This is a genomic window from Pseudonocardia sp. SID8383 (assembly GCF_009864975.1).
GTDB lineage: Bacteria > Actinomycetota > Actinomycetes > Mycobacteriales > Pseudonocardiaceae > Pseudonocardia > Pseudonocardia alni.
Genome location: NZ_WWFY01000506.1, coordinates 1 through 1,123, shown reverse-complemented (window position 1 = coordinate 1,123; position 1,123 = coordinate 1). Strand labels below are relative to the sequence as shown.

2 protein-coding genes are annotated in these 1,123 nt (G+C 76.7%); both read left to right on the top strand.

Features of this window, described 5'->3' with window-relative positions:
* The coding region (locus tag GTW08_RS12225) for a sensor histidine kinase (RefSeq protein WP_161151941.1) at nt 1-702 on the top strand (702 nt) is incomplete at its 5' end.
* 1 nt (nt 703) lies between these two features.
* Nucleotides 704-1,123 (top strand): response regulator (locus GTW08_RS12220; RefSeq protein WP_161151940.1); only part of this gene is annotated, 420 nt, incomplete at its 3' end.

Here is a 1,123-nt window from a genome sequence, read left to right as displayed (position 1 = left end):
TCGGCCGCCGCCCGCCGGACCGCCGCGTTCGTCGCCGACGCCCTCGAACGCGCCCGCCTGACCGACGGCGAGGCCGAGGCCGAGGCCGCCCGGCTGCGCGCGCTGCGGGCCCAGATCTCGCCGCACTTCGTCTACAACGCGCTCACCACGATCGCCTCGTTCGTCCGCTCGGACCCGGCGCGCGCCCGCGACCTGCTGGAGACCTTCGCCGAGTTCATCCGGCACTCGCTCGCCGCACGCGGCGACTACGTGCCGCTGGCCGGGGAGTTCCGCTCGGTCGAGGCCTACCTGACCCTCGCCCGCGCCGTCCTCGGCGAGCGGCTGCGGGTGCAGGTGCGGGTGGCGCCGGAGGTGCTGCCGGTGCCGGTCCCGGTGCTGGCGCTGCAGCCGCTGGTGGAGAACGCGGTGCAGCACGGTGTCGAGCGCTCCCCCGACGGCGGGCTGGTACAGGTCAGCGGCGAGGCCGAGGGGGACGTCTGCGTGATCACCGTCGACGACGACGGGCCGGGCATGAGCCCCGAGCACGCCCGCGCCGTACTGGCCGGCACCGCCGAGGGCGCCGGGCTGGCGCTGGTGAACGTCGACCGCAGGCTGCGCGCGGTCTACGGCCCCGATCACGGCCTGGTCATCGAGACCGCGCCCGGCGCGGGCACCCGGATCGTGCTGCGGATCCCGCGGTTCCAGCCCGGGGTGGTGATCTGAGGTGACACCCCCCGCCGAGCCACTGCGCGTACTGGCCGTCGACGACGTCGCCCCCGCCCTCGACGAGATCTGCGCGCTGCTGGCCGACGCGCCCGACGTCGGCGAGGTCGCACGGGCCGGCGGCGCGGTGGAGGCGCTGCGCGCGATCCCCACCGGCCGGTTCGACGCCGTCTTCCTCGACATCACCATGCCCGGGATGGACGGCCTGGAGCTCGGCGGTGTGCTGGCCGCGATGGCCACGCCCCCGGAGATCGTCTTCGTGACGGCGTTCGAGGAGCACGCCGTCGCCGCGTACGGCCTCGGCGCCGTCGACTACCTGCTCAAACCGGTCGGCGCGGACCGGCTCGCCGACGCGCTCGGCCGGGTGCACCGGGCCCGGGCGGGCCGCTCGGCCGCCGGGCCGGGCACCGCGGGGGGACCG